Source organism: Caballeronia sp. RCC_10 (assembly GCF_041360715.1).
Classification (GTDB): Bacteria; Pseudomonadota; Gammaproteobacteria; order Burkholderiales; family Burkholderiaceae; genus Caballeronia; species Caballeronia grimmiae.
On sequence record NZ_JBFUPT010000010.1, the window covers coordinates 12,737 to 29,484 of the forward strand.

The 16,748-nt window shown below is 65.7% G+C and carries 16 protein-coding genes; 8 read left to right on the top strand and 8 right to left on the bottom strand.

What is annotated here, in order from left to right; genetic code table 11:
- The first annotated feature begins 6 nt into the window (after positions 1 to 6).
- From glcF to AB6804_RS18350, 5 genes are all read left to right on the top strand, one after another.
- Positions 7 to 1,224, top strand: a complete 1,218-nt coding sequence (glcF, locus tag AB6804_RS18330; RefSeq protein ID WP_370887644.1) for a glycolate oxidase subunit GlcF — start codon at positions 7 to 9, stop codon at positions 1,222 to 1,224.
- 38 nt (positions 1,225 to 1,262) lie between these two features.
- Positions 1,263 to 2,588: an MFS transporter gene (locus AB6804_RS18335; protein ID WP_370887645.1), complete on the top strand. Its 1,326-nt coding sequence runs from the start codon at positions 1,263 to 1,265 to the stop codon at positions 2,586 to 2,588.
- Between the two features lie 76 nt (positions 2,589 to 2,664).
- Positions 2,665 to 3,066 (top strand): heme-binding protein, encoded by a 402-nt coding sequence (locus tag AB6804_RS18340; protein ID WP_370887646.1) that lies wholly within the window; start codon positions 2,665 to 2,667, stop codon positions 3,064 to 3,066.
- 84 nt (positions 3,067 to 3,150) lie between these two features.
- Entirely contained in the window at positions 3,151 to 4,356 is a 1,206-nt protein-coding gene (locus AB6804_RS18345) for a sensor histidine kinase (RefSeq protein WP_370887647.1), read from the top strand.
- Between the two features lie 119 nt (positions 4,357 to 4,475).
- Complete coding sequence (locus AB6804_RS18350; RefSeq protein ID WP_370887648.1) at positions 4,476 to 5,771, top strand: sugar efflux transporter; 1,296 nt, start codon at positions 4,476 to 4,478, stop codon at positions 5,769 to 5,771.
- 23 nt (positions 5,772 to 5,794) lie between these two features.
- Here the strand turns inward: AB6804_RS18350 and AB6804_RS18355 are convergent, their stop codons facing one another.
- Positions 5,795 to 5,989 carry a hypothetical protein gene (locus AB6804_RS18355; RefSeq protein WP_370887649.1) on the bottom strand — a complete coding sequence of 65 codons (195 nt, stop codon included), beginning with the start codon at positions 5,987 to 5,989 and terminating at the stop codon, positions 5,795 to 5,797.
- 201 nt (positions 5,990 to 6,190) lie between these two features.
- Between AB6804_RS18355 and AB6804_RS18360 the strand changes: the two genes are divergently transcribed.
- Positions 6,191 to 6,682, top strand: coding sequence for a hypothetical protein (locus tag AB6804_RS18360; protein ID WP_370887650.1), 492 nt, complete (start codon positions 6,191 to 6,193; stop codon positions 6,680 to 6,682).
- Between the two features lie 86 nt (positions 6,683 to 6,768).
- Positions 6,769 to 7,008 (top strand): DUF2934 domain-containing protein, encoded by a 240-nt coding sequence (locus AB6804_RS18365; RefSeq protein WP_244796630.1) that lies wholly within the window; start codon positions 6,769 to 6,771, stop codon positions 7,006 to 7,008.
- Here AB6804_RS18365 and AB6804_RS18370 read toward each other — a convergent pair.
- The 3 genes from AB6804_RS18370 to AB6804_RS18380 form a co-directional block, all read right to left on the bottom strand.
- The gene (locus AB6804_RS18370; protein ID WP_370887651.1) at positions 7,005 to 8,213 is read right to left on the bottom strand and encodes a diguanylate cyclase; all 1,209 of its coding nucleotides are present in this window, start codon (positions 8,211 to 8,213) and stop codon (positions 7,005 to 7,007) included. The genes AB6804_RS18365 and AB6804_RS18370 overlap by 4 nt on opposite strands.
- Before the next feature lie 99 nt (positions 8,214 to 8,312).
- Positions 8,313 to 10,022 carry a dihydroxyacetone kinase family protein gene (locus AB6804_RS18375; RefSeq protein WP_370887652.1) on the bottom strand — a complete coding sequence of 570 codons (1,710 nt, stop codon included), beginning with the start codon at positions 10,020 to 10,022 and terminating at the stop codon, positions 8,313 to 8,315.
- A gap of 43 nt (positions 10,023 to 10,065) precedes the next feature.
- Positions 10,066 to 10,773: an MgtC/SapB family protein gene (locus AB6804_RS18380; protein ID WP_370887653.1), complete on the bottom strand. Its 708-nt coding sequence runs from the start codon at positions 10,771 to 10,773 to the stop codon at positions 10,066 to 10,068.
- A 104-nt stretch (positions 10,774 to 10,877) separates the two neighbouring features.
- Between AB6804_RS18380 and AB6804_RS18385 the strand changes: the two genes are divergently transcribed.
- The gene (locus AB6804_RS18385) at positions 10,878 to 12,893 is read left to right on the top strand and encodes a protein-L-isoaspartate(D-aspartate) O-methyltransferase (RefSeq protein WP_370887654.1); all 2,016 of its coding nucleotides are present in this window, start codon (positions 10,878 to 10,880) and stop codon (positions 12,891 to 12,893) included.
- Between the two features lie 4 nt (positions 12,894 to 12,897).
- On the opposite strand, the gene AB6804_RS18390 is transcribed toward AB6804_RS18385, so the two are convergent.
- The 4 genes from AB6804_RS18390 to AB6804_RS18405 all read right to left on the bottom strand — a co-directional run bounded on the left by AB6804_RS18390 (position 12,898) and on the right by AB6804_RS18405 (position 16,707).
- Complete coding sequence (locus AB6804_RS18390; protein WP_370887815.1) at positions 12,898 to 13,929, bottom strand: SMP-30/gluconolactonase/LRE family protein; 1,032 nt, start codon at positions 13,927 to 13,929, stop codon at positions 12,898 to 12,900.
- Between the two features lie 133 nt (positions 13,930 to 14,062).
- Complete coding sequence (locus AB6804_RS18395) at positions 14,063 to 15,088, bottom strand: SDR family oxidoreductase (protein ID WP_370887655.1); 1,026 nt, start codon at positions 15,086 to 15,088, stop codon at positions 14,063 to 14,065.
- 73 nt (positions 15,089 to 15,161) lie between these two features.
- Positions 15,162 to 15,575 carry an NUDIX hydrolase gene (locus AB6804_RS18400; protein WP_370887656.1) on the bottom strand — a complete coding sequence of 138 codons (414 nt, stop codon included), beginning with the start codon at positions 15,573 to 15,575 and terminating at the stop codon, positions 15,162 to 15,164.
- Between the two features lie 157 nt (positions 15,576 to 15,732).
- Complete coding sequence (locus tag AB6804_RS18405) at positions 15,733 to 16,707, bottom strand: sugar-binding transcriptional regulator (RefSeq protein ID WP_370887657.1); 975 nt, start codon at positions 16,705 to 16,707, stop codon at positions 15,733 to 15,735.
- Between the last annotated feature and the right edge of the window lie 41 nt (positions 16,708 to 16,748).

Genomic DNA, 16,748 nt, shown 5'->3' on the forward strand with positions numbered 1-16,748 from the left:
ATCGACATGCAAACGAATCTCAGCGACCAGGCTCTCACGCTGCCGCGCGCGAAGGAAGCGGAGGACATTCTCCGATCGTGCGTGCATTGCGGCTTCTGCAACGCGACGTGCCCGACGTATCAATTGCTCGGCAATGAACTCGATGGCCCGCGCGGGCGCATCTATCTCATCAAGCAGATGCTCGAAGGCCAGCCGGCGAGCGACAAGACGCAACTGCATCTGGACCGCTGTCTCACGTGCCGCAATTGCGAAACGACGTGTCCATCGGGCGTGAAGTATCACGCGCTGCTCGATATCGGCCGCGACATGCTGGAAGCGCGCGTCGAGCGTCCCATCAGCGAGCGCGTGATGCGCGCGGGACTGCGAAAGGTGATTCCGAGCCCGCGCACGTTTGGCGCCTTGCTGAAGGCAGGTCAGTTGATGCGCGGCGCGCTGCCCGCGAAGATCGGCGACAAGATTCCGCGCGAGATCGCGAAGTCCGCGCCGCGCCCGCCGATCCGTCACGCGCGGCGCATGCTGATGCTCGAAGGCTGCGCGCAACGCTCGCTGTCGCCGAACACGAACGCGGCCACCGCGCGCGTGCTGGATCGGCTGGGCGTCAGCATCGAGGCCGCGCACGAGGCAGGCTGCTGCGGCGCGGTCGATTATCACCTTAACGCGCAGGACGCCGGGCTCGATCGCGCACGGCGCAACATCGACGCGTGGTGGCCGAAGATCGAAGCCGGCGCGGAAGCGATCATTCAGACCGCGAGCGGCTGCGGCGCGTTCATCAAGGAATACGGTCATCTGCTGCGCAACGATCCCGCCTATGCCGCCAAGGCGGTTCGCGTGAGCGAGCTGGCGCGCGACATCGGTGAAGTGCTTGCGGCATTGCCGGTCGAAAATCTGCGTGTAAAGGCCGACCAGCGCGTGGCCTTCCATTGCCCCTGCACGCTTCAGCATGCGCAGAAGCTCGGCGGATCGGTGGAAGCGATACTGAGCCGCCTCGGTTTCTCGCTGACGTCCGTGCCCGATGCGCACTTGTGCTGCGGATCGGCGGGAACGTATGCATTCACGCAGCCCGAGCTTTCGCGCCAGCTGCGCGACAACAAGCTCGACGCCCTCGAAAGCGGGCAACCCGATATCATCGCGACCGCGAACATCGGCTGTCAGACGCATCTCGGCGGCGCAGGACGCACGGCGGTGCGCCACTGGATCGAGATCGTCGACGAGGCCATCGCGTGAGCACACATCATTCATAACGAGACTGGAGACACACTGTGGTGAGCAACAAGTATCCCGACAGCGAGGCGCGCGGTTCCTCGGCAATCGAAGCGCGCGCCTATTCGAAAGCCGCATGGCGGCTCCTGCCCTTCCTCTTCCTCTGTTACGTCGCCGCATATCTGGACCGCGTGAACGTCGGTTTCGCCAAGCTGCAGATGCTCAACGACCTCGCCTTCAGCGAGACGGTGTACGGTCTCGGCGCGGGCATCTTTTTCATTGGCTATTTTTTGTTCGAAGTGCCAAGCAATATCATCATGCATCGCGTCGGCGCGCGGGTCTGGATCGCGCGGATCATGATTACGTGGGCGATCATTTCCGCGGCGTCGCTTTTCGTCAAGACGCCGACGATGTTCTACGTCATGCGCTTTCTGCTCGGCGTGGCCGAAGCGGGCTTCTTCCCGGGCATCGTGCTGTACCTGACTTACTGGTTCCCCGCCGTGCGCCGCTCGCGCATGAACGCGCTGTTCATGATGGGCATTCCGGTGGCGGGCGTCGTCGGCGGGCCGTTGTCTGGATGGATCATGGCCGCGTTCCAGGGCGTGGGCGGCTGGTCGAACTGGCAATGGCTGTTTTTGCTCGAAGCCATTCCGTCGGGGGTGCTCGGTGTAATCACGCTGTTCTGCCTCCCGAACAATATTCGCGCGGCGAAGTGGCTCAGCGAAGAAGAGAAGCGCGTGCTCGAAGCGAATATTCAGCGCGACGACGCCGGCAAGGCGCACGGTTCGCTCGGCAAGGTGTTCACGGATCTGCGCATCTGGAAGATGGCCGTCATCTACTTCTGCTGCATGATGGGCCTCTATGGCATCAGCTTCTATCTGCCGACGCTCGTGAAGGCAAGCGGCGTGCAAGGCGCACTGCAAGTCGGCTTGCTGACCGCCATTCCGTACGCGGTCGCCGTGGCGAGCATGTTCTTCGTTGCACGCAGTTCGGACCGCACGGGCGAACGCCGCTGGCACTTCGCCATTCCCGCTGCGCTCGCGGGCGTCGGGCTCTATGCCAGCACGCAACTCACCGGCAACATTCCGCTTGCAATGCTTGCGCTCACCGTCGGTACCGCCGGCATGCTCGCGACGATGCCAGTCTTCTGGACCTATCCCAGCGCGATTCTCGCGGGCGGTTCCGCAGCGGCGGCCATCGGCATGATCAACTCGGTCGGCAATCTCGCGGGCTTCGTCAGCGCGTCGATCATCGGCTGGCTGAAGGACGTGACGCATAGCACGAACGCGGGTATCTATTGCGTGTCGGGCGCGCTCGTCTTCGGCGCGGTGCTCGCGCTGCTGCAAACGCGGCAGGCGGCTCGTGGGTCGGAGCGCCTCGCGGGATAAGTCCTGAAGGTTCATACTTACCGCGCCGCCTTCGAACAGGCGGCGCGTCTATTTTCCACTCTCAATCGAGCGAAGCATGAAAACCAAACCGATCCTCGGCATCGCCGAAACGACACGTATTCTCGACGCAGCGCGCGCCGAAGCGGAAAAGAACGGCTGGCCCGTGACGATCGTCGTGACCGATGACGGCGGTCATCCGCTCGGCCTGTTGCGCCTCGACGATTGCGCTCCTGTCGGCGCGTATATCGCAACCGAAAAGGCACGCACGGCCGCGCTCGGCAGGCGCGAATCGAAGCAATACGAGGAGATGATCAACAACGGCCGCACCGCGTTCCTCAGCGCGCCGCTCGCGGGCACGCTGGAAGGCGGCGTGCCGGTCGTGGTGGATGGCGCGGTGATCGGCGCAGTAGGCGTGTCGGGCGTCAAGGCCGATCAGGACGCGCAGGTCGCCAAGGCGGGGGCGAGCGCGTTGCAATAGGCCGCATGCGCTGCGGCCGGCCGTATGCGCCGCAACGATCTCTGTCAAAATGACGCGAGTGCCAGCCACCTATCATCAGAGCAAATGAGCTTCGCGCGCAGAGCAACGTGGGCCGCGTGGATACGCGACCTCCAGTTCGCGGACAACGCTACCGTGCCGGTCGCATCGCTGCTGCGGCAACGGAACGCGTTAGCCGTCATGCACGACGCCTTTCAGGGCGAGTGCTCCATCGCGCGGCTGCTCGATGCCGCCGTGCAATGCGCGGCCACCGGTTGCGATGCGCCGATGGCCAAGGTTCTGGAATTACGGCGTCCTCATAATGTGCTGATCGTCAAGGCGCAGGTTGGCCTCGGTGAATCGGCTATCGGGCGCGACGCGGGCACGGCCGAGGCGGGCAATCCGCCCGGACAGGCATTGATCACCGCACGGCCCGTCGTCGTGGCGGATGTGATGAAGGAACGCGGCGACAGCGTGCCCGACATCTTGCGCGAGCGTTCCATCGTCACGACGATCAATCTGCCGCTCATCGCCGCCGAGGGCGCGTACGGCATCCTCGAAGTCGATTACGACCAGCCGCACGAGATCGATGCGTCCCATGTCTCCTTCCTTGCGTCCGTTGCGGCGATTCTCGCTGACGGCATCGAATCGCGGCAGCAGCGTGCGGCGTTGATCGAAGACCGCGACGCGAAGGTCACGCTGTTGCGTGAACAGCAGCATCGCATCCGCAACAACTTCCAGATGATCGCCGCGCTGCTCGCTCAAAAGGCGATGAAGTCGCAAGACCCGTCGGTACAGAAGGCTTATCACGATGTCGAGCGGCGCGTGTTCGCCATGGCCTTGCTCTACGATCACCTGCTCGGGCTGGGCGAGCATGGCGAATCGGTGGACCCGGGTGTCTATCTCGAGTCGATGTGCGCGAGCTTCGACGACTTCTACGACTTTGCCGGCCATCACATCACACTCGTGCGATCCATCGAGCAGGGCGCGATCATGCTCGGCATCGATACATGCACGGCCATCGGCACCGTGGTCAACGAACTCGTCGCCAATGCGGTCGAGCACGCGTTCAATGGCGCGGTGGGCGAGATACACGTGTCGGCGCATCGCACCGCGCAGGCGCTGATCGTCGAAGTGCGCGACAACGGGCGCGGCTATGCAGCCGATGCAAGCGAAGGCACCGGTCTCGCGACCGCACGGCGTCTGATCGGCAGCATTGGCGGCGAACTCGCGGTCGAAACGCAAACAGGCGCCGGAACCAAATGGCTGCTGTCGGTGACTCTGGCTGCTTAGCGTTCGCTTGAGCGTCGGTTAGGCGTCCTTCTTCAAACTTCCACACTCCCGGAACGTCGATTGCGATAATCTGCGGCACGTTCCCGCAGACCTCACGTATCGCAAGGACATTCCCGTCGATGGACGCACGCATCTTCCGCCTCGCGCGCCTGCATTCCTTCTTGCCTCTCGCCGCCGCGACGCTGATGCTGGGCGTCGCAATGTCGTTCACCGCGCCTTATCTGTCGCTCTTCGGCGTGCAGGAAGCCGGCATGACGCCGCTACAGCTTGGACTCTTCATGACGCTGATTGCGGCAAGCGGCGTGCTGGCGAGCGCCGTGGCGGGTAAGTGGACAGACAGGCACGGGCGTCATCGCATGCTGTTGATGAGCGCGTTGATGGCGTCGTCGCTCGGCTTCCTCCTGCTATGCCTGCTGCGCAGCTATACGTCGCTGCTCGTGATCGGCATTATGTTCCTGGGCGTCGGCAGTTCGGCGATGTCGCTCGTGTTTTCGTTCGCACGCGTCGCGCTGCCGGTCACGAGCCATGCGGAGCGCTCGCTCGCGCTTGCCACGCTGCGCACCGTGCTCTCCATGGCGTGGGTCTTCGGGCCATCCGTCGGCGCCCTGGTGCTGGCCGGAGCCGGATTTCACGGGCTATTCGTGTTTGCAGCCGTGTCGTTCGCTGCGTGTTCGGCCATCGTATGGCGCATGAAGGATGCGGCGAGGATCCCCGCGTCGACCGAGCCGCATTACGCGGGCGACCCGGCATCGTCGCTGGAAGTGACGACGATGACCGAGCACGAACATCCGCCGGAGCCGCATCCGGAGATGGCGGGCACGCGCGGGCAAATATGGCGGGCGACGATCGCGCTCACGCTCATCGGTCTCGCGGCGAACGCCACGATGATCGTGTTGCCGCTCTATGTCGTGCAGCATTTGAGAGGCACGCAGCTCGATGTATCGATCATGCTGGGGCTCGGCGCGTTGCTCGAAATCCCGATGATGCTGGCGCTTGGCGCTCGCGGTGCGCGCCTCGACAAGCGGCGCTGGCTCGCCGCATGCGCCGCCGTGCACGTGGTTTATTTCGTGGCTGTGAGCGCGTCGCAGACCGTGCATTTCCTGATTCCGATGCAGGCGTTCAATGCGTTCGTCGTCGCGGTGACATCGTGCCTTGGCATGGTCTATATCCAGGACATGATGCCGCGCAACCCCGGCGCAGCGACGGCGCTTTTCTTCAACGCGTCGCGCGTCGGGTCCATTCTTTCGGGCGTGCTGTCGGGGGCGCTCGTCGCCGCGATGGGCTATCGCGTGACGTTCCTCGCTTGCGGCGGCCTTGCGCTAGGTGCTTTCGTGCTGTTCGCCAATCCGCCGTTCAAGTCGATCGCGCTGCAGTTGCGCGGCCGGTGGAACCAGTGGCGCGAGCCTGCGCAATAGCAATGGGCACGCAACGCCAACCGTCACTCGCCCTTGACGGAAGCCGCGCCGTCGTCGTTGCTGCCGCCTTCCTGCCTCTGGTTTTGGGCGCCTTCCGCTCCGCCGATCGTATCGTCCTCGCTCGACAACTCGACGAGTCCTTCTTCCTTCTTGATTTCCGACGTCTCGACGGCCGTCGGCTTGCCCGGCCCCGATGGGCTATTCGCATGTCTTGCCATGACTGCCTCCGTTCAGATGATGCCGCGCGCGCTGCCTGGCAAAGCGCCTCGCTCGGACGTTCGACGCGGGTATCGCCCAGGCGAGGAGCATGCCGCAATGGCTATGCCCACGTCGCCGGCGCGCGGGCACGGGCGATGCGCCCGCTGTGGCTCTCGTCCAATGGAGCGCAGTCACGTCATGGACCACATGCGGCGCATCTCGTGAAGCCCTCGATTGTTCTGCTGCGGGCGACGGCCATTCCCGGCACGCCTGGCCGTGTGGTGCTGGTCGTCGGCAATCGCGGGCACGCGCGTACAGAGATCGTGCGCAGCATCTTCGAGTTGAAGCGCGCGTATGCCGATTCGCCACACGCGCTGCCGCGCACCGGCTGGGGCTATCCCGTGACATCAGTGATCGCCGAAGGCACCCTGCTCGTTGCCGGCGCGGAGCTATGGTCCGCGTTCGATGGCGACATCCACACGACTTCCGGCGGCGCCATCCCCGCGGAGGCCCCGGCTGCGGACGCCCTGCAGCCGTATCTCGCGGGCCGCATCCTCCATCGACGAGCGGAAGGAGAACTCTTCGAGACCGCTTTCTATCGAAGACTGAGTTACCCGGATCTGTCGTTTCGCGACATTGACGCGCACGATCTGGCGCTGAATTATTGCGGGAGAGCCGTCGGAGCAGAAGCCCCCGATGACGACGCCGAATAGCCCAAAAATCCCGCCTCGCGGCTGCACGCGCGTGGCACGACGAATGCACCAATCTCGCCTGCTCAACTCCACCGAGGACGATAGGAATGTCAGACACACCCAGCAAGCCCGAGGCTCAGGCGGAAGTCCCGATGGAGGGCGAACTGCTCGAACAACGGATTCGCACGCTTGCGTATTACATGTGGGAAGCGGACGGCAGGCAGCCGGATCGCGCGGATGAGTATTACCATCGGGCGCGACAGCAGTTGTTAGCGGAATCGGCGCACGCCGATGCGAACGACAATTCGTCCGATGGCGCCAAGCGCAGGAAAAAACGGGCGCTCTAGCGGTGCGCCGCGTGCATCGGCAGGGGTTCTGTCAAAAGCTCATCGCGATCCGCTGATATCGCGGATTCGAGCCGATTCCCGCCGAGTGCTTTCGCGCGATACAGCGCGTGATCGGCGGACGCCAGCAATTCCGCGAGCGAGGGCGCATCGTTTTGCGACACCGCCAGGCCGATGCTCGCCGTCGCGCGAATCACCGTTGCATCGGCTCCGCGCACGGCAGCCTCCGCGAAACGCCGAACCACGGATTCGCCCGCCGCCCTTCCCGCGACCTCGTCATGGCCGCGAAGGACGGCGGCAAACTCTTCTCCGCCGATGCGCGCGAGCGTAGCGTGCAGTCCCAGCACGTTCCGGGCAGTTGCCGCGAACACTTTGAGGACATCGTCACCGGCTTGATGCCCGTGGCGGTCGTTGATGCCCTTGAAGTGGTCGAGGTCGATCGCGAGCACCGCGACAGGCCGCGCGGCCCCCGGATCACGAACGATTCGCGCGCCTTCTTCGAAGAACCATCGGCGATTGCCGACACCGGTCAGATAATCGGTATTCGATTCATGCACGAGCTGGCCGTGCGCTTCGTCGCGCACGAGCCTGAGCAGCGTCATCGGCAACACCACCGAATAGAGCACGCCCTCGTACATCGTTATCTTGCCGACGACGAGCAGCACCCCGTGCCCGAACTGAGCGACCACCCACGGCAGAACGAAAGCGCGCGCCGCGTAGAACAACGCGTGACCACCGGAGACGATCGCAGCAATGCGCCTCGCCTGCAGACCCGTGCCGCCGCTCTTGATCAGCAGTTCGCGCGACGTCAATCCGCACGCAATCGCGATCGGAACCGCGCTCGCATAGCTCCAGACGAGCTCGAGCCATCGGCCGCCGCCGAGCGCCCACGTGATCGCGAGCGCCACCAGAATGGCGATGGACGTCCACCGATGCTGCCGTCCGTTCAACGAAGCGGCGCCGTGCAGTATCAGCAGATAGCCGCTCACGATGATGAGGTTGCTCGTCGCGGCGCCCCACGCGCCGGGCAAGTCGCGGCGCATCGATGCCGCCGCGCATCCGAGCGCCAGGGTCGCATAGCCCGCCGCCAGAATCTTGAGTTGCCGGCTGCGTCCGGGATTCGTCCGATGCTCCCATAGCGTCATCGCAGAACTGGCGAGAAGCGTTCCGATCGCTAGGAAATAAAGGGTAATAAGGTCGACATGCACTCGCTTGCCTATTCGTTCTGGATTGACGCTTCACATAGGGCGAGTTAACGGCCAGAAAGCGGAAGTCTTGAACCGGAGCGCACGTCGGAACCCGGGTTGTCATCCGCCGCGAACGTGCGGCGTCAACGCGGCAAGCCAGCACGCGACCGCCACCGCGCCGCCATCCGGAATGCCGACCGCCCGCGCGCCGAGATAGCTCGCGCGGCCGGCGCGCGGCGTCATCTTCGCCGTCTCCTGCGCGCCCTGCTGCGCGGCGGCAACGGCTGCCTCCCACGCATCGCCGGGAGCGCGGCCTGCGTTCAGCGCATCCTCGAACGCGGATACCGCCGGCAGCAATGCATCGAGCATCGTGCGATCGCCGGCTTTCGCGCCGCCGAGTGCGGCAATGGCCTGCACCGCATGGGCGAACGCCGCCGCCCAGTCTTTCGCCGCCGGTTGTTCGATGCCCGCCAGATGCCGCGATGCCCGCATCAGCGCCGTGGCATAGAACGGGCCGGAACTGCCTGCAATCGCCCGACGCAAGGCAGCGCCGAGCGCGGCCAGCGCACCGTCGGGCGTGTCGAGCGCGGCTTCGGGGACATCGCGGATCGCGTGGGCCGCGCGTGTCATGCTGACGCCGAGATCGCCGTCGCCGGCCTGCGAATCGAGATCGGAGAGCGTCGGTTCGTGGGCTACGAGCGCATCGGCGACGGCGTTCAGCGCGGGCGCGATCCGCCGCGCCCAGCCGCTTCCCGACGCACGTTCGACGGCCGGGCGCACGTCGAGCGGCGCGGCCGGCACATCGATGCGGATATCGCCATTCACCGCGCCGCCGCCGGGCCACGCGCGGGCGTCGGTCGGCGCGTCGAGCAAATCGAGCGTCGCGGCGTCGACGCGCAGCAGCGAGATCGAGCAGCCGGGCATGTTGAGCGCCGACAGCAATGTGCCCGACCACGCCCGCGCCACGCCGATATCGCGGCGCGAAAGATTGTCGAAGGCCGCGCGCAGCACGATGTCCAGTTCCATCTGCGGCGTCGCGCCGAGGCCGTTGACGAGCAGCGCGACGCGTTCGCCTGCGCGAAGCGCCATGTCGTCGACGATGTTGGCGATCAGCACGTCCGCCAGCGCATCAGCGGATAAGGGCGCGGTTCGCTCCACGCCCTTTTCGCCGTGGATGCCGAGGCCCAGCTCGATCTCGTCGTCCGCGAGCGTGAAGCCGGAATGGTCCGCGCCGGGCAGCGTGCAGCCGTCGAGCGCGACGCCCATCGTGCCGAGCGTCGCCGCCGCCCGCCGTGCGATGCCCGCGACTTCATCCAGCGCGAGACCGCGCGCCGCCGCCGCGCCCGTGATCTTGTGGACCAGCACCGTTCCCGCGATGCCGCGCCGCTGGCTGCGATCCGCCTGCTTGCGCAAGGCGACATCGTCCGCGACGATGACCACTTCCACCGGGATGCCCTCCGCCCGCGCAAGCTCCGCCGCGAGACCGAAGTTCAGGCGATCGCCCGTGTAGTTCTTGACGATCAGCACGGCTCCGCGCGGGCCGGCCGTCGCACGGATGGCGGCGAGCACCGCATCCGTCGATGGCGAGGTGAAGACTTCGCCGCATACCGCCGCGCTCAACATGCCGTTGCCGACGTAGCCGCCGTGCGCCGGTTCGTGTCCACTGCCGCCGCCGGAGATGATCGCGACCGGCCGATTCGCCGCATCGGGTTCGGGCCGCCGCACGAGCACGTTTTCATCGCCGAGAATGGCGACGTGCGGAGCTTGCCGGGCGATGCCTTCGAGCATCTCGCGCACGACGCTGGCGGGGCGGTTAATCAGCTTCTTCACGGGCGGTCTCCTTGAGCGATGGTCGGCTCAAGGGTAAAGCATTTCACCGCATGAGCGCCCACTCCACTTCCTCCACCCCCGGCACCGATGCCGCCTCGACGAGCGGCGGCGTGTCCGGCGCACCCGGCGCGCGGCGCCACCGGACTTCGAACCGCGCCTCCACCCGATCCCCCGTCGCGCCCGCCGATGCTCCGACCGCCGAGAGGTGGCAGCCGCACGTGCGCATCGACTCAACCAGCGATTCCTTCGTGAAACGTCCGCGTTCATAGACGATCTTCAGTTCCGCCTGCTGTTCGCGCGGTATCCGCATCTCGACGGCCTTCATGAACCACAGCACCACGATGCCGAGCGCCAGCCCGATCGCCCCGAGCGCAAGCTGCCCGCCGCCGAAGCACAGGCCGACGACGGTCACGAACCACAGCGTCGCGGCGGTCGTCACGCCGACCACGAGCCCGTCCTTGCGCAAGATCGCGCCCGCGCCGATGAAACCGACGCCTGACAGAATCCCGAGCGGCAGGCGCATGACGTCCAGCTGGATCATCGACTGCGCGGTCTTGCCGGACTGCGCAAGAAGGGCATTGACCTGCAGCATCGCCAGACAGGCGGCGAGGCAAACGAGCAGCGTCGTTCTCAGGCCCGCCACTTTTCCGGATTCGCCGCGGTTCAGTCCGATCAGGATGCCCGCCGCGATCGCAAGCGATATGCGGATGCAGACATCCGGCCATTCGAGGACGAGCGGCATCGGCGACATGAAGCTTTCTCCGGGGCTTCGACGCTCGTTGTCGAGCAAACGTCGAACCTGGGTCCGTTGCTTGCTGGCCCGAACGAACCTCCGTGTTCGCAGAAGGAGACGCGATGGACAGCATCGAGGCTGCGCGCAACCGCATGATCGAGCGTCAGCTCAGGCGGCGCGGCATCACCGACACACGCGTGCTCGAATGCATGGCGAAGGTGCCGCGCCATGCGTTCGTCGATTCCGCGCTCGCCGAGTTCGCCTACGATGACGCCCCGCTGCCCATCGCCGCGAACCAGACCATCTCGCAGCCGTACATCGTTGCGCTCATGCTCGAAGCCGCCGGCTTGCAGCCGGGCGACCGCGTGCTCGACATCGGCACGGGCTCCGGCTACGCCGCGGCGGTGATGGCGTGCATCGGCGCGCATGTCGAATCGGTGGAGCGTCATCGCGAACTGGCCGATGCCGCCCGCGCCACGCTCGATGCGCTCGGCGTCGCGAACGTCGCCGTGCATCATGCGGACGGCACCGAAGGGCTGGCGCAGCACGCGCCGTTCGATGCGATCCTCGCCGCGGCCGGCGGTCCGTACGTGCCAGCGGCGTGGCGCGAGCAATTGCGCATCGGCGGACGGCTCGTGATGCCGGTCGGCGATGCGCGCGAGTCCCAGCGTCTCGTCAGGTTCGTGCGCGTGAACGAACACGACTTCGAGCAGGAAGACCTGGGTTCCGTGATGTTCGTCCCGCTGATCGGCACCGCCGGCTGGACAGACGAACCGGAGGTTCGCCCCGCCTTGCCATCGATGCCGCCGCAGGCTGCATCCGCCGCATCGACCGCCGCACGTTCGCTGCCTGACCTGATTCGCGCGTCCGCCGTGCGCCTGCCCGCGCCCGCCGCGCCGGATTTCGCGCGAGCCTTCGACCGTTTCGCGGACAAGCGTGTCGTGCTGCTCGGCGAGGCGAGTCACGGCACCGCCGAGTTCTACGAGGCGCGCGCCGCCATCACGCGACGGCTCATCGAGGCGCACGGCTTTCGCTTCGTCGCGGTCGAAGCGGACTGGCCGGACGCCGCGGTCATCGACGAACACGTGCGGCATCGGCCACGCGCCCGGCCCGATGCAAAGGCGTTCCAGCGCTTTCCGCAATGGATGTGGCGCAACGCCGAGTTCGGCGCGTTCGTCGCGTGGATGCGGGCGCACAACGCCGCGCTGCCCGCCGAGCGCCGCGCCGCGTTCTATGGCCTCGATCTCTACAGTCTCTCGGAGTCGATCGGCGCCGTGCTCGCCTATCTCGACCGCGAGGATCCGGCGTCCGCGCGCATCGCCCGCGAGCGGTACGGCTGTCTCACGCCGTGGCAGAAGAACCCGGCGGTGTACGGGCGCGCGGCGTGGCAAGCGGGCTTCGGCAAATGCGAGCAGGCGGTCATCGCCCAGTTGCGCGATCTGCTCGACAAGCGGCTCGCATCGCCCGCCGCCGATCCCGGCCTGCTCGATGCGACGCACAACGCGCGGCTGGTGGCATCGGCGGAACAGTACTATCGCGCAATGTATAGCGACTCGGCCGAAAGCTGGAACCTGCGCGACACCCACATGTTCGACACGCTGACGAGCCTGCTCGACGCATGGGGCCCGGATGCGCGGGCCGTCGTGTGGGCGCACAACTCGCATCTCGGCGATGCCTCCGCCACCGAAATGGGCCGCGTGCGCGACGAACTGAACGTCGGCCAGCTGTGCCGCGAACGCTTCGGCGACGACGCCGCGCTGATCGGCTTCGGCACGCATGCGGGAACGGTCGCGGCGGCATCCGACTGGGACGAGCCGATGCAGGTGATGGACGTGCGGCCATCGCGCGCCGACAGCTACGAGCAACAGTTCCACCTGGCGGGCGTGAAGCGGTGCATGGTCGATCTGCGTCGCGGCATCGACCATGCGCTGCACGAGGCGCTCTCGATAGAGCGGCTGGAGCGCTTCATCGGCGTGATTTATCGGCCGGACACGGAGCTATATAGCCACTACGCGCAAGCCGAGTTGCCGGCGCAGTTCGACGCCTTCGTGTGGTTCGAAACGACGCGCGCCGTTCACGCGATGCCCGCGTCGCAGAAATCGGCCGACGCGCCGGAGGCCTTCCCGTTCGGCCTCTGAAACGCTATCGGCGGCGGATCGCGTAGAGCGATGTCGGCAGCGCGATCGGGTTGTCGGGCTTGAACCAGCTCATGTCCGGAATGCGCGAGTCCGTCACGTACACGGTGCCGTCCGGTCCCTGCGTGAAGGTGTCGGGCCAGCGAAGCTGCGGATCGCGCAGCAGGGTCCACAGCCGGTCACCGTCCCGCACGCGCACCGCGTGATGCTCCACCGCCGAGATGTACAGGCGGCCGCGCTCGTCGAAGAGCAGACCATCGGCGGGACCGTCGATGCCAACCGTCTCCACGCGCGACGACACTTGCTGCGGGCTGAGTTGCGCGTTCTGCAGCGCGTCGGTGGGAGTGCGATAGAGCGTCTTGCCCTTGACCGCCTGCCAGTACAGGTAGCGCCCGTCGGGCGTGAGCGCGATGCCATCGGACGAGAAGTTCACGCCGCGTCCATCGGTCTGACGCAGTGGCTTGCCGTCCACTTTCACGGTGACCGTTTTATCCGCCTGAGTGCTCGGATCGCCGTCCAGCACGCGCCTCGCCACGCCCGTCGTCCGGTCGATCACGACGATCGCGCCACGCGCGCCCGAATCGGTCATATAGATGAAGCGGCCATCCGGGCTCAGGCGCAGATCGTTCAGATAACTGCCTTGCGGCGCGATGGTTTCATCGAACGCGAAGACATGCGCAATCTGGTTCGTCCGCAGATCGATTTGCGCGAGCTTCGGCGCGCCAGGAACGATCAGCGATTGCGCCGGCGCGCCGGGATCGAGCACCCAGAGATTGCCTTGCTTGTCCGCGACGACCGATTGCACGCACACCCAATGATCCGCCGGCGAAAGTTCATCGCGGCGGGCGTTGCGCCAGGCGTTCCATTCGGCATCGGGGAACGGGCGCAGGTCCCCGTTCGGGCCGAGTTCGGCGACCGAGACCGGCGCGTCTTCGGTCCAGCGCGGGAAGTTGACGAAGGTTCGGCCATCGGGCGATACCGTCACGCCCGTGACCTGATGCTCGAAACGGGCGATCAATTGCAGCTTCGCACCGCCCATGCGCGCGTAGGCCGCTGTGTCGTTCGGCAGGGTCTGGGCGACACTCGCCTGCGTCAGCATGGCGAGGCTCATTGCGGCGAGACAGCGGTTCAGTCGGTGCATGGCGGATCCTGATTGGATGAAAGCCGTTCGATCAATAGGCGTCGCGCGAGAGCCGCACAAAACGCCGCGCGGCCATCACGAGCATTACCGCAGCGACGCCCGTCAGTGCCGCGCGAGCGCCGGCGGGTTGCAAGCGCGCGCTGGTATAGATGCTCGTTTCGCGCACGCGGCCGTTGCGGCCCGAGCGTTCCCGCAGCGTGCCGGAGCCTGCGTAGAGCGCATCGCCGCTGCTGCGCGGTTCGTCCTTCAGTTGGCTCTTGATGCCGAGCTTGCTCGCGATCGCATCGTAAAGACGCGGGGCGCGCTGCCCGAAGCCGACCATCATGCGCGACGCGCCGCCGACATAGATATCGCGTTCCGGACGCGTGGCTGCGTGCAGAATCGCCTTCGCGACGATGTCCGGCGCATACACCGGCGGCGGCAGCTTCGGCTCTTGCTCGAGGTAGTTCTTCGCATGCTCGACGAACATCGTGTCGATGGCTGCTGGCTTGATCAGCGTCACCGAGACGGGCGCGCCGTCATCCTTCAGCTCGATGCGCAGTGAATCGGTGAAGCCCTTGACCGCATGCTTCGACGCGACATAGGGGCCTTGCAACGGCACGGCGACATCCGACAGTTCACTGCCGAGATTGATGAGCGCGCCGCCGCGTTCGCGCAGATGCTTCACGGCAATGCGCGATCCGTTCACGACGCCCCAGTAGTTCGTGTCGAACAGCTTGCGCTGATCTTCGAGCGTGACGTCCACGCAGCGCCCGTAGATCGAGACACCCGCGTTGTTGATCCAGGTGTCGAAGCCGCCGAAGCGCTCGATGGTGGCGTCGGCGGCCGCCTGCAACTGGCTTTCGTCGCCGACGTCCGCTGCCGTGTACGCGACGTCCGGGCCGCCGTCGTTCGACAATTCTTCCGCAAGCGATTTCAGCGCGGCCTCGTCGCGCGAAATCAGCATGAGCCGCGCGCCGGCCTTCGCTGCGCGGCGCGCGGTGGCGAGTCCGATGCCGCTCGTCGCGCCGGTAAGGACGATGGTCTGTTCACGCAGGGGCTTGAGTCTGGTTCGCATGGCGGTTCCGAGGTAGGGGGCTTGACAGTGGTCAAGCATCCCCCGTTCCTCGGCCCCCAGTTTGTTCAGTACTTCATGCGATCGCGTCGATGGCGCCCCACGTTATTTCGACATGCGCGGCAGCCGGTGCCCGGCTTTTCGTCAGCGCGACGATTTCCCGCGTCGGCACGCTGGTGATCAGCGTCGCGATTTGCACGGCGCTGAACCATTCGCACCGCGCGATCTCATTGCGCGGCTCCGGCCTTGCATCCAGCGCGATGTCCGCGCTGAACACGTGATGATGCTTGTTCACGCCGCCGAAGAGGAACAGATACTTCAACTCGCTCACGACGAGGCCGGTCTCTTCCTCCAGTTCGCGGCGCGCCGCGTCCTCGGGCGACTCTTTCCTGCGTATCGTTCCGCCGGGCAGCGCCCAGCGCGAACGCTTGCGTCCGACGAGCAATATTTTCCCGTCGCGGTGGCAAATGATGGTGGCCCGTTCTCTCATCGTTTATGCAAGTCATGCCGATGCGGCGTTTGTCATCGAGCATCCTCTAGCGAGCGCCGTGCCGCGCCGCTTCGGACAGTCGGGAAGCCGCGAAGCATTGCACATCGGCATGTCCGTTTTGCAACGATGTGCAAAGGCGATGGATCGCGGCAAGCGGCTACTTCTCTAGCAACGCACGCGCCGTCGGCTCGTCGATGATCAGCTCCTTGATGAAGCCGCCTCGCAGCGCGCCGCGCAAGCCTTCCACCTTGCGCCGCCCCGACACCACGCACAGCGTATGTTTCGCGCGCCGCAAAAGGCCCAGGTCCGGCCCGCTCGCCCGGCGATTGAGGGAAATATCCCGATACGTCCCGTCCGCGCGAAAAAAAACGGTGGCGATATCGCCAACGACCTCGTCCTTGCGCAGCGATTCCAGTTCGCTGTTCTCCAGAAAGCCGCCACTATAGACATGGCTCGTCATGTGCGACGACATCACGCCGACGCTGCACAGCATGATGTCGGCACGGCTTTGCAGATCGAGGATTTGCCGCACGCTGCGCTCGCGCCACAACGCACGCCTCGTTTCGGCGTAGTCGAAAAAAGCAGGCACGTGGAATGGATGCGGCCGCGCGTCGAAGTTGACCGCGAAGCGCATGATGAGATTGCTGCTGAACGTGCTCGTCACGCCTCGAGCATTGCCCGCGCCGTTCAATTGCACGATGTCCACGTTCGCGGTGGATTTCGGAATCAGATGGTCCGATACCGCCGCCATCGTCGTGCCCCATGCCACGCCCACGACCATGTTGGAGTCAACCACGGTGTTCAGATAGCTCGCGGTGAACATCGCCACGCGGCGCAGCCATTCCGCTTCGCCGGCCGCTTCGGGCACCGGCACCACGCGCGCCGCCACGAGCCGGAACCGCTGCGTAAGTTCGAGTTCGACGCTTTTTGGCCGCTCGCTCGGATCGTTGATGCGGATTTCCACCAGCCCGTTCGCATGGGCGACGCCGAGTAGCCGCGACACCTTCGAGCGCGACAGTTTCATGTCCTGCGCGATCGCATCGGTCGTCATGTTCTGGTAGTAGTACATCTTCGCAACCTGCACGGCGGCGGCGAACTGGCTGGCTTCGTCCTTGAAGACAGGGTTGGGCATGGGCGGCGCTCTGAAGTCGCATCGATACGTCATTACATCAC